Below are 24,606 nucleotides of genomic sequence, written 5' to 3' on the forward strand. Positions count from 1 at the left end.
GGCGGAGCCGGACCCTTGATGCCTCTTGACCAGACACTTCGCTCGTTGCGTGACTCCCTCCCTCGCCCCTCCGGGGAGAGGGCCGGGGTGAGGGGCCCGCGAGAAGCCATGTATCTTGTCGCCCGGCGCGACCTCTGAAACCACCATGTCCCTCACCGCGTTCTGCCTCATTGTGCTCGCCGGCCTGATCCATGCCGGCTGGAACATCGTCGCCAAAAAGGCCGGGGGCGATTCGCGCTTCGTGTTCTTCACCAGCGTGCTTCTGATGCTGTTCTGGGCACCACTGGGCTGGTGGCTCGGGCGCGAGGCGGTACCGCGCTGGGGTGCCGTCGAGTGGGGCTTCGTGGTCGCCAGCGGTGTGTTGCACGTCGTCTACTTCATCGTGTTGCTGCGTGGGTACCGCAAGGCCGACCTCACGGTGGTGTATCCGCTGGCACGCGGCTCGGGGCCGTTGCTGTCCTCGCTGTTCGCCATTGCCGTTCTGGGTGAGCGCATTTCCGCGCTGGGCGCGGTCGGCATCGCCGGTGTGGTGGGTGGTGTGTTCCTCATCGCCGGCGGCCCCGGCCTGCTGCGTGCCGCGCACGACCCTGTGGCGCGCAAGCGCGTGCACAAGGGCATGTTCTACGGCGTGCTCACCGGCGTCTTCATCGCCTCGTACACCGTGGTCGACGGTTATGCCGTCAAGGTGCTGCTGATGTCACCGATCCTGGTCGACTACATGGGCAACTTCGTGCGCGTGGCGGTGCTCGCGCCCAGCGTGCTGCGCGACCTGCCCACCGCCCGCCAGCTGTGGCGCGTGCAGTGGCGTTACGCGCTGCTGGTGGCGGTGGTCAGCCCGGTGGCCTACGTGCTGGTGCTGTATGCGATGCGCGAGGCGCCGTTGTCGCTCGTGGCGCCGGCGCGCGAGGTGTCCATGCTGTTCGCCGCGCTGATCGGTGGTCGCCTGCTGGGCGAGGGCGACCGGGTGGCGCGCATCTGCGGTGCGGTGTGCATCGCCGCCGGTGTGTCGGCGCTGGCGCTGGGTTGAACGGCATGACCGACCACACCCCGATGCAGCTGCTGGGCTGCGACTTCAGCAGCGCGCCCAGCCGGCGCAAACCGATCACGCTGGCGGTTGGCCACGCCGAGCGCGGCCGTGTGGTGCTCGACCGCGTGGAGACCTTCGACACCCTGGAAGCCTGGAGCGAACGCCTGGCCGAGCCCGGCCGTTGGCTGGGTGGCTTCGACCTGCCGTTCGGTCTGCCGCGTGAACTGGTGACCACCCTGGGCTGGCCCACCGACTGGGCCGCCTGCATGGCGCACTACGCCAGCCTGTCGCGCGAAGACATCCGCACCGCCTTCGCCGCCTTCTGCGAGGCGCGCCCGGTGGGTGGCAAGTTCGCCCACCGCGCCACCGACGGCCCGGCCGGCTCCAGCCCGAGCATGAAATGGGTCAACCCGCCGGTGGCCTTCATGCTGCACGCCGGTGTGCCACGTCTGATCGCCGCCGGCGTCAGCCTGCCCGGCCTGCTGGCGGGCGATGGCAACCGCGTCGCGCTCGAGGCCTATCCGGGCCTGCTGGCGCGCAGCGTGCTGGGCAGCACGCCGTACAAGAGCGACGACAAGGCCAAACAGACACCCGAGCGCCTGATCGCGCGCAAGACCCTTGTCAACGCGCTGGAGAACGGCCAGGCGCCCTTGTTGTCTGCGGTGGGGCAGCGCCTGCGCCTGACGCACGCGCAGCGCGACACGCTGGCCGACGACGCCAGTGGCGACCGGCTCGACGCCGTGTTGTGCCTGCTGCAGGCCGCCTGGGCCGAACAGCAGCAGCGCGCCGGCCACGCACGCTGGGGCCTGCCCGACTTCGACCCGCTGGAAGGCTGGATCGTCAGCGCCTGAGCGCCGGGCCCGCACCCCCGCGACAACGAGGGCCATTGGCCCTGCCTACAATGGCAACCGTCCGGCCCCGTGCCGGACACAAGCGTTCTCAGGGCGGGGTGAAATTCCCCACCGGCGGTGATGGCGGCGTGGCGACACGACCGCACGAGTGCCGCGAGCGCCCATGCACCGGCCCGTCCGGCGTCAGGGGTCAGCAGACCCGGTGAGATCCCGGGACCGACGGTATGAAGCGGGTTTGACGACCCGTTTGACAGTCCGGATGAAAGAGAGCGCGAGCCATGCACTGCCGTGCGCGTCCTGCGTTGCGGCCGTCTGTGCGCTTGTGCGCCCTGATTTGTTGGCCCCTCCCTTTTTTGAGGACACCATGAATCAGACCGAGTCTTCCCACCACCTCCACCTGCCTGCCGACCTGCGCTTTGCGTTCGTCGAGGCCTCCTGGCATGCCGACATCGTGCACCAGGCGCGTGATGCCTTCTTCGCCGAAATGGCGCAGGGCGGCTTTGGCGCCGAGTCCATCGACGTGTTCGACGTGCCCGGTGCCTTCGAGATCCCGCTGCACGCGCAGCGCCTGGCCCGCTCCGGCCGCTACGCCGCCATCGTCGGCAGTGCGCTGGTGGTCGATGGCGGCATCTACCGCCACGACTTCGTGTCGCAGACCGTGGTGCAGGCGCTCATGCAGGTGCAGCTCGACACCGGCGTGCCGGTGCTCTCCGCCGTGCTCACGCCGCACCACTTCCACGAACATGCGGAACACCGCAAGTACTTCCTGCGCCACTTCGCGGTGAAGGGCACGGAAGCCGCGCAAGCCTGCCTGCAGACCGTGGCCGGCCTGCGCAAGCTCGACGCCGCGCTGAGCCCGACCGCCGTCGCCTGAGCCGCAGCGCCTGCCGGCCCGTTTTCGCCCGCGTCTGGTGCATCATGGCGCTTGTGTTGCGCCGCCGGCAATCGGGCCGGTCGGTGGCAACGCAGTCATCACACACGAGGAACTCCCATGAATGCAGGCAAGCTGGTCGGTATCGTGCTCATCGTCGCTGGGGTGCTCGGCCTGGTGTATGGCAACTTCAGTTACACCAAGGACACCGAGGCGGTGAAGATCGGGCCGCTGGAGCTCTCGGTGAAGCAGAAGGAAACCGTCAACGTGCCCATGTGGGTCGGCATTGGCGCCATCGTGGTCGGTGCGGCCCTGCTGGTGGTCGGCGGCAAGAAGGGTTGAACATGGCAGCACCTCGGCGGTGCGCCGCCGGGGCGCTGGTGGTGTTGCTATTGGTCGGCAACTGGTGCGGCCTCGCCGTGGCGGCGGCCAGCCCGGAGACGGCGGCCACGACCTATGCCGCGCGCGTCAGCCGCGTGTTCGATGGCGACACCTTGTGGGTGAAACCGCTGGACGGCGGGCGTTACCGCAAGCTGCGCATCGACGGCATCGATGCGCCCGAAATCTGCCAGGCCGGTGGCATTGCGTCGCGCGATGCGTTGAGCAAACGGGTGCTGGGCCAGGTGGTCACGGTCAGCGTGCGCCGTTACGACGACTACGGCCGCGGCCTCACCGTGTTGAGCCACCAGGGCGACGACGTGGCGGGCTGGCTGGTGCTGCAGGGCCAGGCCTGGTCCTACCGCTGGCGCCGCAGCCTGGGGCCTTACCAGGCGCAGGAAGCGCAGGCGCGGCAGGCGCGCAGGGGTTTGTTTGCCGAGGCCTCGCCGGAGCTGCCGCGCGCGTTCCGCCAGCGCCACGGGCCTTGCCCCTTGTCCTGATCCGGAAAGAACTTGCCGCTCAGTGTGACTGGCCGCAGACCGTGCAGGCCGGGTTCTGCGGCAGCTTGATCGGGGTGAACGCGAGATCGCGGCCGTCGATCATCAGCATCTGGCCCGTGATGCGCGAACCCAGGCCGCTCAGCAGCTTGAGCGCTTCGGTTGCCTGCAGCGTGCCGATGATGCCCACCAGCGGCGCGAAAACGCCCATGGTGGCGCACAGCGCTTCTTCCACCGGTGCGTCTTCCGGGAACACGCAGGCGTAACACGGGTTGCCGGGCTGGCGCGTGTCGAACACGCTGAGCTGGCCGTCCATGCGGATCGCTGCGCCCGACACCAGCGGTTTCTTGTGCGCCACGCAGGCGCGGTTGATGGCGTGGCGGGTGGCGAAGTTGTCGGTGCAGTCGAGCACCACGTCGGCCTGTGCCACCAAGGTGTTCAGCAGGGCGGCGTCGGCGCGCTGGGTGACGGTGGTGACGCGCACGTCGGGGTTGATGGCTTCGATGGCGGCGCGCGCCGACTCGGCCTTGAGTTGGCCGACCCGCGCCAGGTTGTGTGCGATCTGGCGCTGCAGGTTGGTGGCGTCCACCGTGTCGTGGTCCACCAGCGTGATGTGGCCCACGCCCGCGCTGCCCAGGTAAAGCGCCACGGGTGAGCCCAGGCCGCCGGCGCCGATCACCAGCGCGTGCGAGGCCAGCAGGGCCTGCTGGCCCTCAATGCCGAGTTCATCGAGCAGGATGTGGCGCGAGTAGCGCAGGAGCTGGGCGTCGTCCACGGGTGTTGCCGCGGGCCGGGCCCGCAGCGCTTTCTCAGTTTTCTTTCTTGTCTTCGGTGCGCACGGTCAGCGTCTTGCTGACCAGCACCGGCAGGCCCTTGAGCTGGTTCAGGGCCTGCGTGAGCTGGAAGTCCTTGTCGGTGCCGAACTCGGGCACCAGGCGCTGGTTCGGGTTGCGCTTGGCTTCTTCTTCCAGGCGCTTGCGTGCGGCTTCGCGGGCCTCGTCGCGCTGCGCTTCGGCGGCGCGTTCGGCGTCGGTCAGCGTGCCCCTGGCGGCTTCGGTGCCGTTGTTCAGGTGTTTCTGCAGATCGGCCTCGCGCGTGCGCAGCGCAGCGAACACATTGCCTTCGGCGGTTTCGTCCACCATCACGTCGGGCACGATGCCCTTGGCCTGGATGGAGTTGCCCGAGGGCGTGTAGTAACGCGCGGTGGTGAGCTTCAGGCCGGTGTCGGGGCCGAGCGGGCGCACGGTCTGCACCGAGCCCTTGCCGAAGGTCTGGCTGCCCAGGATGGTGGCGCGCTTGTGGTCCTGCAGGGCGCCGGCCACGATCTCGCTGGCCGAGGCCGAGCCTTCGTTGACCAGCACCACCAGCGGCACGCGCTTCAGCACGCCCTTGGTGCTGTCGGTCAGGCGCTTGATCGGGTCGCTGCCGCCGCGGCGCAGGTAGTGCTGCGGGATCGACTTGAAGGTCTGCTTGCTGTCTTCGAGCTGGCCGTTGGTGGACACCACGGTCACGTTCTCGGGCAGGAAGGCGGCCGACAGCGCCACGGCCGCGTCGAGCAGGCCACCCGGGTCGTTGCGCAGGTCGAGCACCATGCCCTTGAGGTTGGGATCGGCCTTGTAGATGTCTTCCACCTTGCGGGCGAAGTCTTCGATGGTGCGTTCCTGGAACTGCGACACGCGCACCCAGGCGTAACCCGGCTCGACCACGCGCGACTTCACGCTCTGGGTCTTGATTTCCTCGCGCATGATGGTCACGGGGAAGGTGCGGTTCTCGTCCTTGCGGAAGATGCTCAGCAGCACCTTGGTGCGCGGCTCGCCGCGCATGAGCTTGACGGCTTCGTTGATGCTCAGGCCCTTGACCTGGGTGTCGTCGATCTTGGTGATCAGGTCACCGGTCTTGAGGCCGGCGCGGAAGGCGGGCGAGTCTTCGATGGGCGAGACCACCTTGACCAGGCCGTCTTCCATGGTGATCTCGATGCCGACACCGACGAAACGGCCGCTCGTGCCTTCGCGGAATTCTGCGAACGACTTCTTGTCGAAGTACTGCGAGTGCGGATCCAGGCTGGCGACCATGCCCGAAATCGCCTCGGAAATCAGCTTCTTCTCGTCCACCGGTTCCACATAGTCGGTCTTGACCATGCCGAACACCGCCGCGAGCTGTTGCAGCTCTTCCAGCGGCAACGGGGTGAGCGAGCCGCGTGCGATCGCCTGCAGCTGCACCGTGGTCAGTGCCCCGGCCACGGCGCCAACGGCGACCCAGCCAACGATCTTGAGCTTTTGGCTCACCTGTTTTGCCATCGAAATACCCCAGTAAAAATGCCCACGCAGGGTGTTTAAGACCCTGACGGGTCAATATACACCTTGGAGCAGGGCGCGCTGCGTCGGTTCCCTGCATGCCCCGCGCGATTTGCGGGGCCGCGTGAAGAAGGCCCGCTTCAGGCCTTGCCCTGTGCCGCCACGGCTGCAGCGGCCTTGGCTGCCGCCTCGGCGTCGCCCAGGTAGTAGCGGCGGATTGGCTTGAGTTCGGCGTCGAGTTCGTAGACCAGCGGAATGCCGTTGGGGATGTTGACGCCGACGATGTCGTTGTCGGAAATGCCGTCGAGGTACTTCACCAGCGCGCGGATGCTGTTGCCATGCGCCGCCACCACCACGCGTTTGCCCGCCTTGATGGCCGGTGCCATGGCTTCATTCCAGAACGGCAGCACGCGCGCCACGGTGTCCTTGAGGCACTCCGTCAGCGGCACTTCCTCGGGCTTGAGGCGGTCGTAGCGGCGGTCGCTGCGTTCGCTGCGCGGGTCACTGGCTTCCAGTGCCGGCGGCGGCGTGTCGTAGCTGCGGCGCCAGACCAGTACCTGCTCGTCGCCGTACTGCTTGGCCATGTCGGCCTTGTTCAGGCCCTGCAGCGCGCCGTAGTGGCGTTCGTTCAGGCGCCAGCTGTGCACCACCGGCAGCCAGGTGCGGTCCATCTCGTCGAGCGCGTGCCACAGTGTGCGGGTGGCGCGCTTGAGCACGCTGGTGTAGGCGAGGTCGAAGTCGTAACCCTCGGCCTTGAGCAGGCGGCCGGCGGTCTTGGCCTGCTCCAGGCCGGTGGCGGTCAGGTCGACGTCGGTCCAGCCGGTGAAGCGGTTTTCCAGGTTCCAGGTGGATTCGCCATGGCGAATCAGGACGAGTTTGTACATGGCTTGAGGGGCGTAGAAGGGGAAAAAAGGCGCTCGGCCGGCGGGCCTGGCGAAGATGCGGCGGGCCTGCCCGGAGGGCTGCGCGCACGGTCACAGTCCGGCATTCTAAAATCCCGGGCTTACTCGAAAGGTGTCTCTGTGAGTTTCTTCATCGAAAACTGGGTTTTGTTTGCCGTGGCCATCTCGTCGGGCGCGTTCCTGTTCTGGCCCATGGTCTCCGCTGGCGCACGCGCCGGCACGCTCAGCGCGGCCGACGCCGTGCAGCTCATGAACCGCGAACGCGCGGTGGTGGTGGACGTGCGCGATGCCGCCGGTTTTGCCAGCGGCCACGTGATCGGCGCCAAGAACCTGCCGCTGGCCGATCTGGAGGCCAAGCTGCCGGGCGCGGTCAAGAACAAGGCCACCCAGCTGATCTTCGTGTGCGCCAACGGCGCCTCGGCCAACCGCGGCGTGGCGATTGCCAAGAAGCTCGGCTACGAAAAGGCGCAAGCCCTGACCGGCGGCATGGGCGCCTGGCAGGCGGCCAGCCTGCCGGTGGAAAAAGCCTGATCATCCGGGCTTGTTTTTTCACGTAGACAGGATTTCTGCATGGCCAAGGTCAAGATGTTCACCAGCGCGTACTGCCCCTACTGCAGCCGGGCCCGGGCTTTGCTCGACCGGCACGGCGTGGCCGATCTCGAAGAGGTGTTCGTGGATGGCAACCCGCAGCTGCGGGCCCAGATGACCCAGCTCACCGGGCGCACCAGCGTGCCGCAGATCTTCATCGGCGAGACCCATGTGGGCGGCTGCGACGACCTGCACGCGCTGGACCGCCAGGGCGGCCTGGTGCCATTGCTGCAGGCCTGAGCCACCAAAGCGACTTGTCGGGCTGACATAATCCCCGGCAGCGCCCGCCGCAGGGACCTTGCTCCCCGGCGGGTTTGTTTTTTCCTCTTCGCATTTTTCGAGACAACACCATGGCAGAAAACCAGGACCCCATCTTCCAGATCCAGCGCGTCTACCTCAAGGAAGCGTCTCTGGAGCAGCCCAACTCGCCGGCCATCCTGCTCGAGCAGGAACAGCCCACGGTCGACATCCAGCTCGGCGTGGAAGCCAGCCCGGTGGCCGACGGCGTGTACGAGGTGTGCGTCACCGCCACGGTGACCACCAAGATCAAGGACAAGACCGTGTTCCTGGTCGAAGCCAAGCAGGCCGGCATCTTCGAAATCCGCAACCTGCCGGAAGAACAGATGGGCCCGATCATGGGCATTGCCTGCCCGCAGATCGTCTACCCCTACCTGCGCAGCAACGTGGCCGACATCGTCCAGCGCGGCGGTTTCCCGCCGGTGCACCTGGCCGAGATCAACTTCCAGGCCATGTACGAGCAGCAGCAGGCGCAGGCCGCCGACGACGCCCCGCGCATCGTCACGCAATAAACCGGCGTTCCTTGGCCTTCACGAGCCACGCCCGATGAACATCGCCGTGCTCGGTGCCGGTGCCTGGGGCACGGCGCTGGCGATCAGTGCGGCCAGCCATGGCCAGGTCAGCCTGTGGGCGCGTGATGCGCAGCAGGCCGACGAGATGCGCAGCCAGCGCGAGAACCGGCGCTACCTGCCGGGCATCGGCCTGCCGCCCACGCTGGACGTGGTGTCGGGCTCGCTGGACCTGCGCGCCCCCCTGCTGGCCACCGCCGACCTGGTGGTGATCGGCACCCCGATGTCCGCCCTGCGCGGCATGCTGCAGCAACTGGCCGATCACCCGGCGCCGGTGGCCTGGCTGTGCAAGGGCCTGGAGGCGCCGCTGCACGGCGCGCCACCGGGCGGCCTGCTCGGGCACGAGGTGCGGGCCCAGGTGGCGCCTCGCCTGCAGGCCGGTGTGCTCAGCGGCCCCAGCTTCGCGCAGGAGGTGGCCAAGGGCCAGCCGACCGCCCTGGTGGCGGCGAGCGAACACGCCAACGTGCGTGAGCTGCTGGTGGCGGCCTTCCACGGCCCGGCGCTGCGCGTCTATGCCAACGAGGACATCGTCGGCGTGGAGGTGGGCGGCGCGGTGAAGAACCTGCTGGCCATTGCCACCGGTTTGTGCGACGGCCTGGGCCTGGGGCTGAACGCGCGTGCCGCGCTGGTCACGCGTGGCCTGGCCGAAATGACGCGCCTGGGCCTGGCCTTGGGCGCCCGCGCCGACACCTTCATGGGCCTGTCCGGCCTGGGTGATCTGGTGCTCACCGCCACCGGCGACCTGTCGCGCAACCGCAAGGTGGGCCTGTTGATGGCGCAAGGCCAGGGCCTGTCGCAAGCGGTGGACTCGCTCGGCCACGTGGCCGAAGGTGTCTACAGCGCCCGCACGGTGGTGCAGCGCGCGCGCCTGCTCGGCGTCGACATGCCGATCAGCGAAGCGGTGGTGGCCTTGCTCGAAGGCCGGTTGAAGCCGGCGCAGGCGGTGGCCGAATTGATGGGGCGTGGCCCCAGGGACGAAGGCGTCTAGGCCTGTCCAGGAAACGCCAGGGCCTTGCCGGTTCCTGGCTTCACCAACGTTTCAGACGACCGCAGTGGCGGCAGTGGCCGCACAGCCCTCAGGCTTGCAGATCCGTTCGGTCGAGGCCGGGTGGCGCGCCAGCGCTGCCGCCGGCCGGCGTGGCCGGCGCACCAGTTCACCGGCGCAATTGGGGCAGGTGTTGTGCAGCCGGGTTTCGGCGCAGTCGCTGCAGAAGGTGCACTCGAAGGTGCAGATGCGCGCCTCGGTGCTTTCGTTCGGCAGGTCGCGGTTGCAGCATTCGCAGTTCGGGCGCAGTTGCAGCATGGAGAACGCTCCGTGGATCAGATTTCGAAGTTGTCGATCAGCCGGGTCTTGCCCAGGCGTGCGGCGCCCAGCACCACGAGTGGTTCACCGGCCTGCGGTGCCTGCAGGTCGCTGCGGCGGCGCACGGTCAGGTAGTCGGGCTGCCAGCCGCGTGCGGCCAGGCCGGCCATGGCGCGTTCTTCGAGTGCCGGCAACTGGCGTGCCAGGCCGTCGGCCGCGGCCAGTGCATCGCGGCCGAGCGCGCGCAGCGCCAGCGACAGCTGCACCGCTTCGGCGCGTTCGGTCTCGCTCAGGTAACCGTTGCGCGAACTCAGGGCCAGGCCATCGGCGGCGCGCTGTGTGGCCACGCTCACGATGTTCACCGGCAGCGCGAACTGCCGCACCATGCGGCGGATCACCATCTGCTGCTGGTAGTCCTTCTGGCCAAAGACGGCGTGCCGCGTGCCCTTGCCTTCGGACAGGGCGCACTGGAACAGCTTCATCACCACGGTGCAGACGCCGGTGAAGAAGCCGGGGCGGAAATGGCCTTCGAGGATGTCGGCCAGTTCGGTCGGCGGCTGCACCTTGAAGCCCTGGGGCTCGGGGTAGAGCTCTTTTTCCGAGGGTGCAAACACGATGTCGCAGCCCGCGGCGGCGAGCTTGTCGGCGTCGGCCTGCAGCGTGCGCGGGTAGGTGTCGAAGTCTTCGTGCGGCGCGAACTGCAGGCGGTTGACGAAGATGCTGGCCACGGTCACATCGCCCAGCGGTTTCGCGGCGCGCACCAGCTCCAGGTGGCCGTCGTGCAGGTTGCCCATGGTGGGCACCAGGGCCGGTGTGTTGAAAGGCCGCAGCGCAGTGCGCAGGTCGTCGATGGTGTGAACGATTTGCATGGGGGTGATCGGGTTCTGGCCTGGGGACAGGCGAAGGGGATTATCGCGCCGCGTGCCGCAGTGCATCACCGGGCGCAGGGGTGTCGGGCGCGCCGCCTTGCAGGGCCGCGGCCTTACCAGGCGTGCTGCTGGTCGTCCGGGAAGCTGCCGTCCTTCACCGCGGCCACGTAGGCCGCCATGGCCTCGCGCACGCCGCTGGCGCCTTCCATGAAGTTGCGCACGAACTTGGGGTTCTTGCCCAGGTTCACGCCCAGCATGTCGTGCATCACCAGCACCTGGCCGGCCGTGCCCTTGCCGGCGCCGATGCCGATGGTGTGGCAGTGCGGCAGCTGCTGCGTGATCTCGGCCGACAGCGCGGCCGGCACCATCTCCAGCACCAGCATGGTGGCGCCCGCGTCCTGCAGCTCCAGCGCGTGGCGCTTGAGGGTGAGCGCGGCGGCGTCGCCCCGGCCCTGCACGCGGTAACCGCCCAGGGCATGCACCGTCTGCGGCGTGAGGCCCAGGTGGGCGCAGACAGGGATGCCGCGTTCGACCAGGAAGCGCGTGGTCTCGGCGGTCCAGCCGCCGCCTTCGAGTTTGATCATGTGCGCGCCGGCGTGCACCAGCTGGGCCGCGCTGCGCATGGCCTGCTCTTTCGACTCGTGGTAACTGCCGAACGGCAGGTCACCCAGCAGCCATGCCGTGCCCTGCACGCGGCGCAGGCCACGGGCCACGCTCTCCACGTGGTAGGCCATGGTCTCCAGCGTCACGCCCGCGGTGCTGGCCAGGCCCTGGCACACCATGCCGAGCGAGTCACCGACCAGGATGCACTCGACACCGGCGGCGTCGGCCACGGCCGCGAAGGTCGCGTCGTAGGCCGTGAGCATGGTGATCTTCTCGCCGCGCTCGCGCAGCTCGTTCAGGCGCGGCAGGCTCACCGGCTTGCGCGCGGGCAAGGGCGATGCGACCGGCAGCGTGCCGTAAGGGGTGGCCATGGGCGTGGAAGGGGTGGGGGTGCTCATCGTGGATGCCCGCAGCGTGCGGGGGTGGGGTGAGAATGGGGGCACTATAGTCCATCGCGCTATGCTTGCGCCCCATGAAACACCTCTCTGAATTCACCCTGGCGGACGTGCAGGAACTGGCGCGCCGCGACGTGGCCCTGGCCCTGGCCGAAGACGTGGGCGGCGGTGACCTCACTGCCGCGCTGGTGGACGCCACGCGTCCCGCACAGGCCCGCATCCTGGCGCGCGAAGCGGCCGTGATCTGCGGTACGCCCTGGGTGGAGGCGGCGGTGCATGCACTCGACCCGCAGGCCACGCTGACTTGGCAGGTGGGTGAAGGCCAGCGCTGCAGCGCCGACCAGACTGTGTTGACCATCCAGGGCCGCGCCCAGGCGCTGCTGACGGCCGAGCGCACCGCGCTCAACTTCCTGCAGCTGCTCTCGGCCGTGGCGACCAAGACCGCGGTGTTCGTGGACGCGGTGGCGGGCACGCGCGCGCAGATCGTGGACACGCGCAAGACCCTGCCGGGCCTGCGCCTGGCGCAGAAGTACGCGGTGAAGACCGGTGGTGGCGTGAACCACCGCATCGGTCTCTACGACGCGGTGCTCATCAAGGAAAACCACATTGCCGCCGCCGGTGGCGTGGCCCAGGTGCTGCAGCGTGTGCGCGAGACGGCGCCACAGGCGCGTTTCGTCGAGATCGAGGTCGAGACCCTGGCGCAGCTTGACGAAGCGCTGGCGCACGGCGCCACCATGGTGCTGCTCGACAACATGGACATTCCCACGCTCAACGAGGCGGTGCGGCGCAACGCCGGGCGCGCGGTGCTCGAGATCTCGGGTGGCGTGAACCTCGACAGCGTGCGCGCCCTTGCAGAAACCGGCGTGGACCGCATCTCCATCGGTGGCCTCACCAAGGACGTGAAGGCAACCGATTTCTCCATGCGCTTCCAGACCCTTTAGGCGCTGTCGCGCCGAGGCAGACACGAAATGAACACCCACGATTCCAACAGTGCCGTCATCGAAGTCGAATACGAACAGCCGGCCTGCCCGACGCAGCACGCCTGGGCGCGCGTGCCGGTTGAGCCTGGCCCCAAACAGCGCGCCGCGCTCAAGGAGCGTATCCGCGCACTGCTCAAGGAGCGCAACGCGGTGATGGTGTCGCACTACTACGTGCACCCCGACCTGCAGGACCTGGCCATCGAAACCGGCGGCATCGTGAGCGATTCGCTGGAGATGGCGCGTTTCGGGCGCGACCACGAGGCCACCACGCTGGTGGTGTCCGGTGTGCGCTTCATGGGCGAGACCGCCAAGATCCTGAGCCCGGAGAAGACCGTGCTCATGCCCGACCTCGACGCGAACTGCTCGCTCGACCTGGGCTGCCCGATCGATCAATTCAGCGCCTTCTGCGACGCCCACCCCGACCGCACCGTGGTGGTCTACGCCAACACCAGCGCGGCGGTGAAGGCGCGCGCGGACTGGCTGGTCACCTCCAGCTGCGCGCTCGAGATCGTGGCGGCGCTCAAGGACAAGGGCCACAAGATCCTGTGGGCGCCCGACAAACACCTGGGCGATTACATCCAGCGCGAAACCGGCGCCGACATGGTGATGTGGTCCGGCTCCTGCATCGTGCACGACGAGTTCAAGGCCTTCGAGCTCGAAGCGCTGAAGAAGGAGCATCCCAAGGCCAAGGTGCTGGTGCACCCCGAAAGCCCGGCCGACGTGATCGCACTGGCCGACGCCGTGGGCTCGACCTCGGCCATCCTGAACGCCGCACGCACGCTGGATGCGAGCGAGTTCATCGTGGCCACCGACAACGGCATGATGCACATGCTGCGCCAGCAGAACCCCGGCAAGCTGTTCATCGAAGCGCCCACCGCCGGCAACAGCGCCACCTGCAAGAGCTGCGCGCACTGCCCCTGGATGGCCATGAACGGCCTTGCCGGCGTGGCGCAGATCCTGGAGAAGGGCCTGAATGAGATCCACGTTGACCCGGCCCTGATCCCGCGCGCACGCCAGCCGATCGACCGCATGCTGGCCTTCACCGCCGCGCTGCGCAACGGCCAGAACGCGGGCGCGCTGGTGTCCAACATCGGGGCCGCGTGAACCCTGCGCCGGGCGAGCGGCCACGCGTGCACGCACGCCTGGCCTTCGAGGCCGAAGGCCTTGCCCGGCACGGCGCGCTGCAATTGAGCTTCGGCGCCCCGCGCACGGTGCTGCAGGCGCACACACTGGCCGAGGTGAGCCCGGTGATCGAAGCCGCCGAGGCCGCCGCCGCAGCCGGTGCCTGGGTGGTGGGCTGGCTGGCCTACGAAGCGGCGCCGGCCTTCGACACCGCCTTGCCCACCCACCCGCCCGAACACGGTCCGCTGGCCTGGTTCGGTGTGCACGACGCACCCCTGCCATCCTCCGACCCACCCACACCGTCCACACCATCCGAGGTCGCCATGCGGGCGGCCTGGGATCAGACGCCCTGCGCCCGCGCCGAGTTCGACACCGCCCTGGCCGCCATCGACCGGGCCATTGCGGCCGGTGAGGTCTACCAGGTCAACCACACCGCACGCTGGCACGGCTCGCTGCGCGAGGGCCAGGCGCTGGACCTGTTCGAGGCCCTGCGCCGCGAGCAGCCCGGCGCCTACGCGGCCTACCTGGACAGCGGCGAACAGCAGGTGCTCAGCCTCTCGCCCGAGCTGTTTTTCGACTGGGACGGCAACGAAGTGCTGACCCGGCCCATGAAAGGCACGGCGCCGCGTGGCCAGGGTGCGCTGGCCGACGCCGCGCAGGCGGCGCAGCTGGTGGCCAGCCCCAAGGAGCGTGCCGAGAATGTGATGGTGGTGGACATGCTGCGCAACGACCTGGCGCGCGTGGCCTTGCCCGGCACGATGCAGGTGCCAGCCTTGTTCGAGGCCCGGGCCCTGCCCACGGTGTGGCAGATGACGTCCGACGTGCGTGCGCGCACCCGCCCCGGCACGCGGTTGTTCGACCTGCTGCAGGCGCTGTTTCCCTGCGGCTCCATCACCGGTGCGCCCAAGCGCCAGGCGATGCGGCGCATCGTGCAGCACGAGCGTGGGCCGCGTGGCGTGTATTGCGGCGCGGTGGGTGTGTTGCGGCCGGGCGGTGGTGCCACCTTCAACGTCGGCATCCGCACTGTGGTGGCGCGCGGTGAGGCCCTGAGCCTGGGCGTGGGCAGCGGCGTCACCGCCGGTTCGGTGGCGCGTGCCGAATGGCGCGAATGGCAACACAAGGCCGCGTTTGCGATGCGCGCGGCCGAGCCCTTCGAGTTGCTGGAGACGTTGCTGCTCGAAGACGGCCAGTGGCGCCACGCGGCGCGGCACGGCGAGCGCATGGCGCAGTCGGCGCTCTGTTTCGGATTCGCGTGGACGCCACGCGCCTGGCACGACGCCTTGCAGGCGCTGGCGGACACGCACGCGGTTGGTGCCTGGCGCGTGCGGGTGCTGTGCACGCGCGACGGTGGTGTGCGGGCCACGGCCCATGCGATGGCGCCCACACCCGGGCCCGTGCGCCTCGTGCTGGCGGCGCAGCCGTTTGCCGCCGCGCATTCCGCCTTTGTGCGCCACAAGACGACTCGCCGTGCGGCCTACGAAGCGGCCGAACGTGTGATGCCCGGCGTGTACGACACCTTGTTGTGGAACGACGACGGCGAGTTGACCGAGTGCACGCGGGGCAACGTGGCGCTGCGCCTGGCGGGCGACGACGCGGGCTGGGTCACACCGGCGCTGGACTGCGGTTTGCTGCCGGGCATCGGCCGTCAGGTGGCGCTGGAAGAAGGCCGCGTGCGCGAGGCCGTGGTGCCGGTGCACGCACTCGCACAGCTGCGCGAGATCGCGTTTTTCAACAGCCTGCGGGGTTGGTTGCCGGCGGCGCTCGACGCCGGGGTTTGAAACCGACTCCTTCCCCCGGCGGGGGAAGGTGCAAATGCAATGACGCCTCAGTGCGCCGGCGGCACCAGGATGGTGGGCCTGGCTTCGGGCAGCAGCCCGGGGTAGTCGCGGCTGAAGTGCAGGCCGCGGCTCTCATGCCGCAGCATGGCCGACATCACGATCAGGTCGGCCACCTGCACCAGGTTGCGCAGCTCCAGCAGGTCGCGTGTGACGTGGAACTGCGAATAGAACTCCTGGATTTCGCCCTGCAGCAGCGCGATGCGGTGCGCCGCGCGCTCCAGCCGTTTGTTGGTGCGCACGATGCCCACGTAGTCCCACATGAAGCGGCGCAACTCGTCCCAGTTGTGCGAGATCACCACGTGTTCGTCGGCGTCGGTCACGCGGCTGTCGTCCCACAGCGGCGTGGCCGGCAGGGCGGGGCTGGGCGCCTCGCGGATCGCGTTCACCGCACCCTGCGCGAACACCATGCACTCCACCAGCGAGTTGCTGGCCAGGCGGTTGGCGCCGTGCAGGCCGGTGCAGGTGGTTTCGCCCACGGCGTAGAGGCCGCTGATGTCGGTGCGGCCCGACAGGTCGGTCACCACGCCGCCGCAGGTGTAGTGCGCCGCCGGCACCACCGGGATCGGCTCCTTCGTGATGTCGATGCCCAGCTCCAGGCAGCGCGCCAGGATGTTGGGGAAGTGCTCGCGCAGGAACTCGGGCGGCTGGTGCGAGATGTCCAGGTGCACGCAGTCCAGGCCGTGTTTCTTCATCTCGAAGTCGATCGCACGCGCCACCACGTCGCGTGGTGCCAGCTCGGCGCGCGGGTCGTGGTCGGGCATGAAACGGTGGCCGCCCAGGTGCGGCGGCAGCTTGAGCAGGCCGCCTTCGCCGCGCACGGCTTCGGAAATCAGGAAGCTCTTGGCGTGCGGGTGGTACAGGCAGGTCGGGTGGAACTGGATGAACTCCATGTTGCCGACCCGGCAGCCGGCGCGCCAGCCCGCGGCAATGCCGTCGCCGGTGGCGGTGTCGGGGTTGGTGGTGTACAGGTAGACCTTGCCGGCGCCGCCGGTGGCCAGCACGGTGTGGCTGGCGTTGAAGGTCAGCACCTCGTCGCGCTCGGTGTCGAGCACGTAGGCGCCGAGGCAGCGCGGCGGCTGGCCGGCGTCGGGCGCCTTTTGGTCGGTGATCAGGTCAACCAGCATGTGGTGCTCGAACAGGCGGATCTGCGGCGTGTTGCGCACGCGTTCGATCAGCGTGGCCTGCACCGCCGCGCCGGTGGCGTCGGCCGCGTGCACGATGCGGCGGTGGCTGTGGCCGCCTTCGCGCGTCAGGTGCAGCTCGCCGTGTTCGAGCGAGAACGGCACGCCCAGCTCCTGCAGCCAGGCGATGGCTGCCGGGGCGTTCTCGACCGTGAAGCGCGTCGCCTCCAGGTCGCACAGCCCGGCGCCGGCGACCAGCGTGTCTTCCACGTGCGAGTCCACGCTGTCGCCTTCGCCCAGCACGGCCGCAATGCCACCCTGGGCCCAGTTGCTGGAGCCGTCGTTGAGGGCGCGTTTGGTGATCACCGCCACACGGTGCGTGTTGGCCAGGTGCAGGGCAGCGGTCAGACCGGCCAGGCCGCTGCCGATGATGAGAACGTCAAAGCGGTGCAGGTCGGTCATGCTGGGGGTGTGACGGTGGGAGGGCGGCCCCGCGCACGCGGGGGCTCAGGTAGGGGTGTAGGCCAGCCGCACGTAGATGGGTGCGAAGGCCTCGGCCTGGGTCAGCTCGATCAGCGTTTCCTTGGCCAGTTCGAGCATGGCGATGAAGGTCACCACCAGCACCGGCGAGCCCAGTTCGGGATCGAACAGCTCGCCGAATTCGACGAACTTGCGGCCTTGCAGGCGGCGCAGCACGATGCTCATGTGCTCGCGCACCGAGAGCTCCTCGCGGCTGATCTTGTGGTGCTGCACGAGCTTGGCGCGCTTGAGGATGTCGCGCCAGGCGCTCTGCAGGTCGAGCGCGTTGACGTCCGGGAAACGCGGCGCCAGCGCCTGTTCCACATAGACCTGGGCGCGCAGGAAATCGCGGCCGTACTGCGGTACCTCGGACAGGCGCTGCGCGGCAAGCTTCATCTGCTCGTACTCGAGCAGGCGGCGCACCAGCTCGGCGCGCGGGTCTTCCGCTTCTTCGCCCTCGGCCGTCTTCTTGGGCGGCAGCAGCATGCGCGACTTGATCTCGATCAGCATCGCCGCCATCAGCAGGTACTCGGCCGCCAGCTCCAGGTTGCTGGCGCGGATCTCGTCGACGTAGGTGAGGTACTGGCGCGTCACCCCGGCCATCGGGATGTCGAGGATGTTGAAGTTCTGCTTGCGGATCAGGTACAGCAACAGATCCAGCGGGCCTTCAAAGGCTTCGAGGAAGATCTGCAGCGCGTCCGGCGGGATGTACAGGTCGCGCGGCATGGCGAACAGCGGTTCGCCATACAGCCGCGCCAGCGCCACGTGGTCGACCACCGAGGGCAACACGGCGTCCAGGCCCTGCGGGGCCTCGTCGAGCGTGTGCGGGTCGCTCATCGCAGTGCCTTTGCCGGCAGCGTTCAGGCGAAGTCGGAACCGGTCTGGTAGACGTAGGGCTTCTGGGGCACGCGGGCCGCCTCGGCCTTGGCCTGGAATTCGCGGTCGATCTGCTTGTCCCAGAGCAGGGCGCGGCCCTGGCGCTGCGACTGCTCCAGTCCGGGCTTGGCGGCCTTGAGCTGTTCGATGAACTGCGTCGTGTCGGATTGGTAGTCGGGGCGGCGGAAGAAGGACATGGCGGTCTCTGGAAAGGCGCGCGGGCGCAAAGACGGCGATTTTACCGGTCTGCCCGGGCCGCCGGGCCCGGGGTGCCGGGTGGGCCTACTGGCAGGTGCTCAGCCGCTCGGCAAAGCCCGAGCGTTCGATCAGCGAACGCGGCTGCGCGTGCAGGCCGACGATGCCGAGCTGCCCGCCGCGCTTGTGCACCGCCTTGTGCAGCTGCTCCAGCGCGTCCAGGCCCGTGGTGTCGAGCGAGATCATGTGGCTGGCGTCCAGCATCACGTTGACCGGGGTGAGCGAACGCTCCACCTCGGCCACGATCGGGTCGATCTTGGCCACGGCGCCGAAGAACAGCGAGCCGTAGAGCTTGTAGGTGGCCTGCTGCTCGGTGCGCGCCACCGGCTCGGCGCGGAAGATCTCGCTCTGGCGCCGCACGAACAGCACCACCGCCAGCACCAGGCCCAGCTCCACCGCCACCGTGAGGTCGAACACGATGGTGACGAAGAAGGTCGACAGCAGCATCAGCCGGTAGTGGTTGCTGAACTGGCGCAGGCGGCCGAACTCGCGCCACTCGCCCATGTTCCAGGCCACGAACAGCAGCACGCCCGCCAGCACCGCCAGCGGGATGTGGAAGGCCAGCGGCGCGGCCACCAGCACCACCAGCGCCAGCGTGGCCGCGTGCACGATGCCGGCCACCGGTGAGGCCGCGCCGGAGCGGATGTTGGTCACCGTGCGTGCGATGGTGCCGGTGGCCGGCATGCCGCCGAAGAAGGGCACCACGCTGTTGGCAATGCCCTGCGCCATCAGCTCCTGGTTGGGGTCGTGCTTGGGCGCATCGCCCAGCTGGTCGGCCACGCGCGCGCAGAGCAGCGATTCGATGGCGCCCAGCAAGGCGATGGTGAGCGTGGGCGTGACCAGCAGGCGCACGGTTTCCCAAGAAAAATCCGGCAGCTCAAAGACCGGCAGGCCTTGCGGGATGCCGTTGAAGCGGGTGCCGATGGTCTCCACCGGCAGGCTCAGCGCCCAGGCCAGCAGCGTGAGGGTGACCAGCGCCACCACCGGGCCGGGCAGGCGCGAGGTGGCCTTGATGGCGCTCACCTTGTCGTGCGTTTCGATCGCGGCCAGCTGGCGCCGGAACTGCGAGTCCACCGCCCACAGCCGCGGCCAGACGAACAGGCCCAGCACGCACAGGCCTCCCAGCGCCAAGGCGTAGGGGTTGAAGCTCTCGATGTGCTGGCCCAGGGCCTTGATCTGGCCGAAGAAGCTGCCCGGCATCTTCTCGATCTCCAGCCCCAGCAGGTCGCGCACCTGCGACATGGCGATCAGCACCGCGATGCCGTTGGTGAAGCCGATCACCACGCTCACTGGCACGTAACGCACCAGCGTGCCGAGGCGGAACAGGCCGAGCAGGAACAGCAACACGCCGGCGCTGGCGGTTGCGATCAGCAGGTTGGCCACGCCGTAGCGTTCGACGATGCCGTAGACGATGACGATGAAGGCACCGGCCGGGCCGCCGATCTGCATCGAGGTGCCGCCCAGGGCCGAGATCAGGAAGCCGGCGATGATCGCGGTCCACAACCCGGCCTCGGGCTTCAAGCCGCTGGCGATGGCAAAGGCCATGGCCAGTGGCAGCGCCACGATGCCCACCGTGGCACCGGCGCCGATGTCGCGCGTGAGCTTGTCCCGGTTGTAGCCGCGCAGGTCGCTCAGCAGGCGGGGGCGAAACGGCGCGAGTGGGGGCAGGCCATGCAACATGGGCCGATGTTACCTTTGGCTACCCCCTGCCGGTATCCCGCACGCTGACGCCACGGGGCGCGCGATTAGACTGGCCACGGGACATCAACCACAAGGAATGCGGCATGCGATTCAAGACGGGCACGGTTTGGCGGAATGCACTGCTGGTGCTGGGCCTGGCGGGCCTGCTGGCGGCCTGCGACCCGCAGAACATCAGCGAGCTGGAGGAGGGCGTGTCCACCGAGGCCGACGTGCGCGAGCGGTTCGGGGTGCCCGAGGCGGTCTGGGACGGTGAGGACGGTGCCCAGATCTACGAATACAACCGCCAGCCCATGGGCCACACCAACTACATGATCACCATCGGACCCGACGGCAAGATGGCCGCGCTGCGCCAGGTGCTCAACCCGCGCACCTTCGCGCAGGTGCAGCCGGGCATGCCGATGGAAGCCGTGCGCCGCATGCTCGGCAAGCCGATGAAGATCACCAACTACGCGCTCAAGCGCGAGACCCACTACGACTGGCGTTACTTCGAGAGCCCGGGCGTGGGCGAGTCGCAGGTGTTCACCGTGGTGTTCGACAGCGACCTGAAGGTGGTGCGCACGGGGTCGATGCGCGACCCCGACCTCGACAAGAGCCGCTGAACCGCTGACCCCTGCGCGGCTGAGCAACGGGCAGCGCTCCGGCTTAAATCGGGCGCAGCCGCTGCCAGTCTTCCAGCGCCGGCCGCAGCACCAGCAGCAGCAGCATCGCCGCCAGCGGCAGGGTGCTGATGAAGCCCATGTGCTTGAAACCCATCGCCCCGGCCAGTCCGCCGACGAAGAAGCAGGCGGTGAGCTGGCCGTGCACGCGCAGGCGCTCCCGGTTGGCCTGCACGGGCGTGCCGCTGCCGACCCGGTTCACGTACAGCAGTTTGCCCAGCTCGATGCCGAGGTCGGTCACCAGGCCCGTGATGTGGGTGGTGCGGATGGTGGAGTGCGAGATCTTGGTGATCACCGCGTTCTGCAGGCCCATGATGAAACACAGCAGCACGACGGTGAGCGGCAGGAACACCGGCGTCATGAAGCCGATGGCCGCGCCGAACAGACCGAACACCAGCAGCGCCGCGGCTTCCAGCACCAGCGGCAGCCCGTAGGCGCTGCGCAGCCCGAGGCGCATGCCCCAGTTCACCAGCCAGGCGGTGGTCATGGCGCCGAGCAGGAAGGCCAGCACCGAGCCGATGCCCGCCAGGGCCAGGGTGAGTTCACCCAGCACCAGGTGGTCGGCCACCGCGGAGACCACGCCCGTCATGTGCGAGGTGTACTGGCCCACGGCCAGGAAGCCGCCCGCGTTGGCCGCACCGGCGACGAAGGCCAGCACCGAACCGAGTTTCAGGTCGGTCTGCGGCGTGCGCTGCAGACTGGTGAATCCACGGATCGGTTTGAACACGCGCCGCCCGCCTTTCAGCGCACCCGCATGCCCGGCGTGGCGCCGGGCCAGGGGTTGAGCACGTGGATGCCGGGTTGGGCTTTTTCGTCGGCGTGGCTGGCGGCCAGCACCATGCCTTCGCTGACGCCGAACTTCATCTTGCGCGGCGCCAGGTTGGCCACCACCACGGTGAGCTTGCCCACCAGGTCCTCGGGCTTGTAGGCGCTGGCGATGCCGCTGAACACGTTGCGCGTGCGGCCTTCGCCCACGTCCAGCGTGAGGCGCAGCAGCTTGGTGGAGCCTTCCACCGGCTCGCAGTTGACGATCTGCGCGATACGCAGGTCGATCTTCACGAAGTCGTCGATGGTGATGGTGTCGGCAATGGGCTCACCACCCGGCACCTCGGCCGCCTGCACCGGGGCCGGCGGGGGCTCGAACAGCGCGTCGAGCTGCTTCACGTCCACGCGTTGCATGAGGTGCTGGTAAGGCTGGATGCGGGCCACGTCGGCGCGGTCGGACCAGGTCTTCAGGTCGGCACCGGTCAGTTCCTGCACGCGCTGCGCCAGATCGGGCAGCACGGGCGCGAGGTAACGCGCCAGCGCCGTGAAGGCGTTGACCAGCACCGAGCACACCTGGTGCAGCTGCTCGCTGTTGGCGCTGTCCTTGGCCAAGTCCCAGGGCTTGTGCTGGTCGACGTAGGCGTTCACGCGATCGGCCAGGGCCATGATCTCGCGCATGGCCTTGCCGTACTCGCGGTCGTTGTACAACGCGGCGATGCCTTGCGCGGCACCGCGGATGTCGTTCAGCAGCGCCGCGCCCTGCGGGTCGAAGGCGTGCGTGAGTTCGCCGTTGAAGCGCTTGGTGATGAAGCCCGCCGAACGCGAGACGATGTTGACGAACTTGCCCACGAGGTCGCTGTTGACGCGCAGCATGAAGTCTTCGGTATTGAAGTCCACGTCCTCGTTGCGTGCGCTCAGCTTGGCGGCCAGGTAGTACCGCAGCCACTCGGGGTTCATGCCCAGGCTCAGGTACTTCAGCGGGTCCAGGCCGGTGCCCCGGCTCTTGCTCATCTTCTCGCCGTTGTTGATGGTGAGGAAGCCGTGCACGAACACCGCGTTGGGCACCTTGCGGCCGCTGAACTTCAGCATCGCCGGCCAGAACAGGGTGTGGAAGGTGATGATGTCTTTGCCGATGAAGTGGTACTGCTCGGTCGTCGGGTCGGCCATGAAGGCGTCGAAGTCGCGCCCGGTCTTGTCGAACAGGTTCTTCAGCGAGGCCAGGTAACCGACCGGCGCGTCCAGCCAGACATAGAAGTATTTGCCCGGCGCGTCGGGGATCTCGATGCCGAAGTAGGGCGCGTCGCGGCTGATGTCCCAGTCGCCCATCTTGGTCTTGCCGTCCTCGTCGGGCGCGATCCACTCGGTGATCTTGTTGAGCACCTCGGGTTGCACCGCGCCGCTGGTGGTCCATTGCTTGAGGAAGTCGATGCAGCGCGGGTCGGAGAGCTTGAAGAAGAAATGCTCCGATTGCTTCAGCACCGGCTTGGCGCCCGAGAGCGCGGAGTAGGGGTTGATCAGGTCGGTCGGGCTGTAGACCTTGCTGCAGACCTCGCAGTTGTCGCCGTACTGGTCCTTGGCGTGGCAGTTCGGGCACTCGCCCTTGATGAAGCGGTCGGGCAGGAACATGTTCTTCTCGGGGTCGAAGAACTGTTCGATGGTGCGGGTCTCGATCAGGCTGTTGGCCTTCAGATCGCGGTAGATCTGCTGGGCCAGCACGTGGTTTTCCGGGCCGTCGGTGCTGTGCCAGTTGTCGAAGCCGATGTGGAACCCGTCCAGGTAAGGCTTGCGGCCAGAGGCGATGTCGGCCACGAACTGCTGCGGTGTCTTGCCGGCCTTGTCGGCGGCGATCATGATCGGCGCGCCGTGTGCGTCGTCGGCACAGACGAAGTTCACCTCATGGCCCTGCATGCGCTGGAACCGCACCCAGATGTCGGCCTGGATGTACTCCATGATGTGGCCGATGTGGAAATGGCCGTTGGCGTAGGGCAGGGCGGTGGTGACGAACAGGCGTCGCGGCTGGCTCATGAGGGGGCTTTCTGTCGGGGAACCGGCCATTTTAGGGGCGATGTCCTCATGCTGCCTGTGTGTATGCCGATGCCCTGGGCAGAACGTTAGACTAGTTGGCGCTTTCGCGACCCCACAAGATCACTGCCCACACTCCACAGGAGCCCGTTTTCCATGACCGTTGATACCCAGGCGCTGCTGACCGCGCTGCAAGCCGTGACCGACCCGAACACGGGCAAGGACTTCGTGTCCACCAAGGCGCTGAAGAACCTGCAGGTGAACGACGGTGATGTGTCCTTCGAGGTCGAGATGGGTTACCCGGCCCGCAGCCAGCAGCCCGGGCTGCGCCGCTCGCTGATCGCTGCGGCCAAGACCGTGGCCGGCGTGGACAACGTGTCGGTCAACATGAGCACCCGCATCACCGCACACGCCGTGCAGCGCGGCGTGCAGCTGCTGCCGAACGTGAAGAACATCATCGCCGTGGCCTCGGGCAAGGGCGGCGTGGGCAAGAGCACCACGGCGGTCAACCTGGCGCTCGCACTGAGCGCCGAGGGTGCCAAGGTCGGCATCCTCGACGCCGACATCTACGGCCCGAGCCAGCCCATGATGATGGGCGTGGAAGGCCGGCCCGAGAGCTCGGACGGCAAGACCATGGACCCGCTGGAAAACTACGGCGTGCAGGTCATCTCCATCGGTTTCCTGATCGACCGCGACGAAGCCATGATCTGGCGCGGCCCGATGGCCACGCAGGCGCTGGAACAGTTGCTGCGCCAGACCAACTGGTCCGACCTCGACTACCTCATCATCGACATGCCACCCGGCACCGGCGACATCCAGCTCACGCTGAGCCAGCGCGTGCCGCTGACCGGCGCGGTGATCGTCACCACGCCGCAAGACATTGCGCTGCTGGACGCACGCAAGGGCATCAAGATGTTCGAGAAGGTGGGCGTGCCCATCCTGGGCATCGTGGAAAACATGGCGGTGCACGTGTGCGAGAAGTGCGGCCATGTGGAACACATCTTTGGCGCTGAGGGCGGCAAGAACATGGCGGCCGAGTACGGCATGGATTACCTGGGCGCGCTGCCGCTGAACATGAGCATCCGCGTGCAGGCCGACAGCGGCATGCCCACCGTGGTGGCCGATCCCGAGGGCGAGATTGCCAGCCTTTACAAGGGTGTGGCGCGGAAGGTGGCGATCACGGTCGCGGCCAAGGCCAAGGATTTTTCGAGCAAGTTTCCTTCGATCAAGATTTCGAAGGACACCTGAGCGTTCTTTGAAGGACCCCGGTTCTTCTTTTGAAGTGATGGGTTTGCTTGCGTGGCGTG

At 68.1% G+C, this 24,606-nt stretch carries 26 protein-coding genes and 1 riboswitch; of the genes, 14 read left to right on the forward strand and 12 right to left on the reverse strand.

What is annotated here, in order from left to right:
* The first annotated feature begins 145 nt into the window (after window positions 1-145).
* The 5 genes from HPA01S_RS20505 (at window position 146) to HPA01S_RS20525 (ending at window position 3,627) form a co-directional block, all read left to right on the forward strand.
* The gene (locus HPA01S_RS20505) at window positions 146-1,027 is read left to right on the forward strand and encodes an EamA family transporter (protein ID WP_066273017.1); all 882 of its coding nucleotides are present in this window, start codon (window positions 146-148) and stop codon (window positions 1,025-1,027) included.
* Between the two features lie 5 nt (window positions 1,028-1,032).
* Complete coding sequence (locus HPA01S_RS20510) at window positions 1,033-1,878, forward strand: DUF429 domain-containing protein (RefSeq protein WP_066273019.1); 846 nt, start codon at window positions 1,033-1,035, stop codon at window positions 1,876-1,878.
* Window positions 1,879-1,958: 80 nt separating this feature from the next.
* Window positions 1,959-2,153, forward strand: a riboswitch (FMN riboswitch).
* 89 nt (window positions 2,154-2,242) lie between these two features.
* Entirely contained in the window at window positions 2,243-2,752 is a 510-nt protein-coding gene (locus tag HPA01S_RS20515) for a 6,7-dimethyl-8-ribityllumazine synthase (protein ID WP_066273023.1), read from the forward strand.
* Window positions 2,753-2,869: 117 nt separating this feature from the next.
* Window positions 2,870-3,091: a hypothetical protein gene (locus HPA01S_RS20520; RefSeq protein ID WP_066273026.1), complete on the forward strand. Its 222-nt coding sequence runs from the start codon at window positions 2,870-2,872 to the stop codon at window positions 3,089-3,091.
* Between the two features lie 2 nt (window positions 3,092-3,093).
* Window positions 3,094-3,627, forward strand: coding sequence for a thermonuclease family protein (locus tag HPA01S_RS20525; protein ID WP_066273028.1), 534 nt, complete (start codon window positions 3,094-3,096; stop codon window positions 3,625-3,627).
* Window positions 3,628-3,646: 19 nt separating this feature from the next.
* Here HPA01S_RS20525 and HPA01S_RS20530 read toward each other — a convergent pair whose 3' ends face one another.
* The 3 genes from HPA01S_RS20530 to gpmA form a co-directional block, all read right to left on the reverse strand.
* A complete protein-coding gene (locus HPA01S_RS20530; protein ID WP_066273029.1) occupies window positions 3,647-4,399 on the reverse strand; it encodes a HesA/MoeB/ThiF family protein in 753 nt (250 codons plus the stop codon).
* 34 nt (window positions 4,400-4,433) lie between these two features.
* Window positions 4,434-5,909, reverse strand: a complete 1,476-nt coding sequence (locus HPA01S_RS20535) for a S41 family peptidase (RefSeq protein ID WP_157085118.1) — start codon at window positions 5,907-5,909, stop codon at window positions 4,434-4,436.
* Window positions 5,910-6,058: 149 nt separating this feature from the next.
* Window positions 6,059-6,802 carry a 2,3-diphosphoglycerate-dependent phosphoglycerate mutase gene (gene gpmA / locus HPA01S_RS20540; protein WP_066273032.1) on the reverse strand — a complete coding sequence of 248 codons (744 nt, stop codon included), beginning with the start codon at window positions 6,800-6,802 and terminating at the stop codon, window positions 6,059-6,061.
* 138 nt (window positions 6,803-6,940) lie between these two features.
* On the opposite strand from gpmA, the gene HPA01S_RS20545 reads away from it, so the two are divergent.
* The 4 genes from HPA01S_RS20545 to HPA01S_RS20560 all read left to right on the forward strand — a co-directional run bounded on the left by HPA01S_RS20545 (window position 6,941) and on the right by HPA01S_RS20560 (window position 9,262).
* Window positions 6,941-7,351, forward strand: a complete 411-nt coding sequence (locus HPA01S_RS20545; RefSeq protein WP_066273034.1) for a rhodanese-like domain-containing protein — start codon at window positions 6,941-6,943, stop codon at window positions 7,349-7,351.
* A 39-nt stretch (window positions 7,352-7,390) separates the two neighbouring features.
* Window positions 7,391-7,648, forward strand: coding sequence for a glutaredoxin 3 (gene grxC, locus HPA01S_RS20550; protein ID WP_066273038.1), 258 nt, complete (start codon window positions 7,391-7,393; stop codon window positions 7,646-7,648).
* A gap of 110 nt (window positions 7,649-7,758) precedes the next feature.
* Window positions 7,759-8,217: a protein-export chaperone SecB gene (gene secB / locus HPA01S_RS20555; RefSeq protein WP_066273040.1), complete on the forward strand. Its 459-nt coding sequence runs from the start codon at window positions 7,759-7,761 to the stop codon at window positions 8,215-8,217.
* 34 nt (window positions 8,218-8,251) lie between these two features.
* Window positions 8,252-9,262, forward strand: coding sequence for an NAD(P)H-dependent glycerol-3-phosphate dehydrogenase (locus tag HPA01S_RS20560; protein ID WP_066273043.1), 1,011 nt, complete (start codon window positions 8,252-8,254; stop codon window positions 9,260-9,262).
* A 51-nt stretch (window positions 9,263-9,313) separates the two neighbouring features.
* Here HPA01S_RS20560 and HPA01S_RS20565 read toward each other — a convergent pair whose 3' ends face one another.
* The 3 genes from HPA01S_RS20565 to panB all read right to left on the reverse strand — a co-directional run bounded on the left by HPA01S_RS20565 (window position 9,314) and on the right by panB (window position 11,447).
* Window positions 9,314-9,577, reverse strand: a complete 264-nt coding sequence (locus tag HPA01S_RS20565) for a DUF1272 domain-containing protein (protein WP_066273044.1) — start codon at window positions 9,575-9,577, stop codon at window positions 9,314-9,316.
* A 17-nt stretch (window positions 9,578-9,594) separates the two neighbouring features.
* Window positions 9,595-10,446, reverse strand: coding sequence for a pantoate--beta-alanine ligase (gene panC, locus HPA01S_RS20570; RefSeq protein WP_066273045.1), 852 nt, complete (start codon window positions 10,444-10,446; stop codon window positions 9,595-9,597).
* Window positions 10,447-10,559: 113 nt separating this feature from the next.
* On the reverse strand, window positions 10,560-11,447 hold the full coding sequence (gene panB / locus HPA01S_RS20575; protein ID WP_066273047.1) for a 3-methyl-2-oxobutanoate hydroxymethyltransferase: 888 nt from the start codon (window positions 11,445-11,447) through the stop codon (window positions 10,560-10,562).
* A gap of 74 nt (window positions 11,448-11,521) precedes the next feature.
* Between panB and nadC the strand changes: the two genes are divergently transcribed.
* Genes nadC through pabB form a run of 3 tightly spaced genes read left to right on the forward strand, consistent with a single transcriptional unit; the run spans window position 11,522 to window position 15,324 of the window.
* Window positions 11,522-12,385 (forward strand): carboxylating nicotinate-nucleotide diphosphorylase, encoded by an 864-nt coding sequence (nadC, locus tag HPA01S_RS20580; RefSeq protein ID WP_066273049.1) that lies wholly within the window; start codon window positions 11,522-11,524, stop codon window positions 12,383-12,385.
* A gap of 27 nt (window positions 12,386-12,412) precedes the next feature.
* Complete coding sequence (gene nadA, locus HPA01S_RS20585; RefSeq protein ID WP_066273051.1) at window positions 12,413-13,528, forward strand: quinolinate synthase NadA; 1,116 nt, start codon at window positions 12,413-12,415, stop codon at window positions 13,526-13,528.
* The gene (pabB, locus tag HPA01S_RS20590; RefSeq protein ID WP_306307140.1) at window positions 13,525-15,324 is read left to right on the forward strand and encodes an aminodeoxychorismate synthase component I; all 1,800 of its coding nucleotides are present in this window, start codon (window positions 13,525-13,527) and stop codon (window positions 15,322-15,324) included. Before nadA ends, pabB begins: the two co-directional genes overlap by 4 nt.
* A 47-nt stretch (window positions 15,325-15,371) precedes the next feature.
* Here pabB and nadB read toward each other — a convergent pair whose 3' ends face one another.
* The 4 genes from nadB to HPA01S_RS20610 all read right to left on the reverse strand — a co-directional run bounded on the left by nadB (window position 15,372) and on the right by HPA01S_RS20610 (window position 19,835).
* Window positions 15,372-16,967: an L-aspartate oxidase gene (nadB, locus tag HPA01S_RS20595; protein WP_066273053.1), complete on the reverse strand. Its 1,596-nt coding sequence runs from the start codon at window positions 16,965-16,967 to the stop codon at window positions 15,372-15,374.
* 45 nt (window positions 16,968-17,012) lie between these two features.
* Window positions 17,013-17,888 (reverse strand): segregation and condensation protein A, encoded by an 876-nt coding sequence (locus HPA01S_RS20600; protein WP_084360865.1) that lies wholly within the window; start codon window positions 17,886-17,888, stop codon window positions 17,013-17,015.
* The gene (locus HPA01S_RS20605) at window positions 17,885-18,097 is read right to left on the reverse strand and encodes a DUF3460 family protein (protein WP_066273059.1); all 213 of its coding nucleotides are present in this window, start codon (window positions 18,095-18,097) and stop codon (window positions 17,885-17,887) included. Before HPA01S_RS20605 ends, HPA01S_RS20600 begins: the two co-directional genes overlap by 4 nt.
* Window positions 18,098-18,182: 85 nt before the next feature.
* Window positions 18,183-19,835, reverse strand: a complete 1,653-nt coding sequence (locus HPA01S_RS20610; protein ID WP_066273062.1) for a SulP family inorganic anion transporter — start codon at window positions 19,833-19,835, stop codon at window positions 18,183-18,185.
* A 104-nt stretch (window positions 19,836-19,939) separates the two neighbouring features.
* Between HPA01S_RS20610 and bamE the strand changes: the two genes are divergently transcribed.
* Window positions 19,940-20,455 (forward strand): outer membrane protein assembly factor BamE domain-containing protein, encoded by a 516-nt coding sequence (bamE, locus tag HPA01S_RS20615; RefSeq protein WP_066273064.1) that lies wholly within the window; start codon window positions 19,940-19,942, stop codon window positions 20,453-20,455.
* 43 nt (window positions 20,456-20,498) lie between these two features.
* On the opposite strand, the gene HPA01S_RS20620 is transcribed toward bamE, so the two are convergent.
* On the reverse strand, window positions 20,499-21,239 hold the full coding sequence (locus tag HPA01S_RS20620; RefSeq protein WP_066273066.1) for a YoaK family protein: 741 nt from the start codon (window positions 21,237-21,239) through the stop codon (window positions 20,499-20,501).
* A gap of 14 nt (window positions 21,240-21,253) precedes the next feature.
* Entirely contained in the window at window positions 21,254-23,302 is a 2,049-nt protein-coding gene (metG, locus tag HPA01S_RS20625; protein WP_066273067.1) for a methionine--tRNA ligase, read from the reverse strand.
* A gap of 153 nt (window positions 23,303-23,455) precedes the next feature.
* Here metG and apbC point away from each other — a divergent pair, with 153 nt between their 5' ends.
* Complete coding sequence (gene apbC / locus HPA01S_RS20630) at window positions 23,456-24,547, forward strand: iron-sulfur cluster carrier protein ApbC (protein WP_066273068.1); 1,092 nt, start codon at window positions 23,456-23,458, stop codon at window positions 24,545-24,547.
* Window positions 24,548-24,606: the final 59 nt, after the last annotated feature.

The sequence above is a fragment of the Hydrogenophaga palleronii NBRC 102513 genome (assembly GCF_001571225.1).
Lineage (GTDB): Bacteria > Pseudomonadota > Gammaproteobacteria > Burkholderiales > Burkholderiaceae_C > Hydrogenophaga > Hydrogenophaga palleronii.

Coding starts and splice junctions, on each gene's coding strand:
- HPA01S_RS20520 (WP_066273026.1), top strand. CDS start 2,870: ATGAATGCAGGCAAGCTGGTCGGTATCGTGCTCATCGTCGCTGGGGTG.
- metG (WP_066273067.1), bottom strand. CDS start 23,302: ATGAGCCAGCCGCGACGCCTGTTCGTCACCACCGCCCTGCCCTACGCC.
- HPA01S_RS20505 (WP_066273017.1), top strand. CDS start 146: ATGTCCCTCACCGCGTTCTGCCTCATTGTGCTCGCCGGCCTGATCCAT.
- HPA01S_RS20525 (WP_066273028.1), top strand. CDS start 3,094: ATGGCAGCACCTCGGCGGTGCGCCGCCGGGGCGCTGGTGGTGTTGCTA.
- HPA01S_RS20605 (WP_066273059.1), bottom strand. CDS start 18,097: ATGTCCTTCTTCCGCCGCCCCGACTACCAATCCGACACGACGCAGTTC.
- HPA01S_RS20610 (WP_066273062.1), bottom strand. CDS start 19,835: ATGTTGCATGGCCTGCCCCCACTCGCGCCGTTTCGCCCCCGCCTGCTG.
- panC (WP_066273045.1), bottom strand. CDS start 10,446: ATGCAAATCGTTCACACCATCGACGACCTGCGCACTGCGCTGCGGCCT.
- nadC (WP_066273049.1), top strand. CDS start 11,522: ATGAAACACCTCTCTGAATTCACCCTGGCGGACGTGCAGGAACTGGCG.
- grxC (WP_066273038.1), top strand. CDS start 7,391: ATGGCCAAGGTCAAGATGTTCACCAGCGCGTACTGCCCCTACTGCAGC.
- apbC (WP_066273068.1), top strand. CDS start 23,456: ATGACCGTTGATACCCAGGCGCTGCTGACCGCGCTGCAAGCCGTGACC.
- HPA01S_RS20565 (WP_066273044.1), bottom strand. CDS start 9,577: ATGCTGCAACTGCGCCCGAACTGCGAATGCTGCAACCGCGACCTGCCG.
- gpmA (WP_066273032.1), bottom strand. CDS start 6,802: ATGTACAAACTCGTCCTGATTCGCCATGGCGAATCCACCTGGAACCTG.
- bamE (WP_066273064.1), top strand. CDS start 19,940: ATGCGATTCAAGACGGGCACGGTTTGGCGGAATGCACTGCTGGTGCTG.
- panB (WP_066273047.1), bottom strand. CDS start 11,447: ATGAGCACCCCCACCCCTTCCACGCCCATGGCCACCCCTTACGGCACG.
- HPA01S_RS20560 (WP_066273043.1), top strand. CDS start 8,252: ATGAACATCGCCGTGCTCGGTGCCGGTGCCTGGGGCACGGCGCTGGCG.
- nadA (WP_066273051.1), top strand. CDS start 12,413: ATGAACACCCACGATTCCAACAGTGCCGTCATCGAAGTCGAATACGAA.
- HPA01S_RS20510 (WP_066273019.1), top strand. CDS start 1,033: ATGACCGACCACACCCCGATGCAGCTGCTGGGCTGCGACTTCAGCAGC.
- nadB (WP_066273053.1), bottom strand. CDS start 16,967: ATGACCGACCTGCACCGCTTTGACGTTCTCATCATCGGCAGCGGCCTG.
- HPA01S_RS20515 (WP_066273023.1), top strand. CDS start 2,243: ATGAATCAGACCGAGTCTTCCCACCACCTCCACCTGCCTGCCGACCTG.
- secB (WP_066273040.1), top strand. CDS start 7,759: ATGGCAGAAAACCAGGACCCCATCTTCCAGATCCAGCGCGTCTACCTC.